This window comes from Bartonella sp. CL63NXGY (assembly GCF_042194905.1).
GTDB lineage: Bacteria > Pseudomonadota > Alphaproteobacteria > Rhizobiales > Rhizobiaceae > Bartonella.
The window spans coordinates 1-583 of the sequence record NZ_JBHINK010000143.1 but is presented as its reverse complement, the minus strand read 5'-3'; the positions used below and the strand labels follow the sequence as shown (position 1 = coordinate 583).

The window sequence follows — 583 nt, the reverse complement described above, 5'->3', positions numbered from 1 at the left end:
TGAAAACCCTGTGAAAAATTTTGAAAAGTCTGTGAAAGCCCAGAAAACCGCCTTTGAAGACCCTGTGAAAAAAATCACTCCAAAAGTTCAATTGACTCCAAAATCAGCCAAAAATAAACAAAAAAGCAAAAAAGATTTCCATATATAAGTGGAAATCTCTAAAAATTGAGTAAAAAGTATTGTTTATCAATAATTTATATAAATTTTTTAATGTAAAAAGATTTCCACTTTCATTTTTCATATTAAAGAGGCATTAAGCTGTATCTTATTTAGTTTCTGGATGTGCATTTTCAGCCTCTATTTGACGCTTTAAATGCAGTTTTAAAAGAGGTAAAATAAGCTCTACTTCTTCCGTGTCGTTGATGTCTTGAACAAGCTCTTGCAACTTTATACAAAGTTCCGCCGCGCGTTCCGCTATATCTTCAGGAGGGATTTTTATATTTGCATCGCGATACGTTGTATAAGCTATGCGACCAAGCTTTTTCATGAGACCAGCAGGGATGGTAGGTGGAGATATATTGAAAGACTGAGTTTTCATCATGTTTATGAACATTTCATCTTCACCAGTCAAAAGCCAATTTAG

Annotated in this window: 1 pseudogene; it reads right to left on the bottom strand. The window is 33.6% G+C overall.

Annotated features, from left to right (window positions below):
* Positions 1-265: 265 nt before the first annotated feature.
* A pseudogene (locus tag ACFIK0_RS09770) lies at positions 266-583 on the bottom strand (transcriptional regulator); the annotation flags it as partial.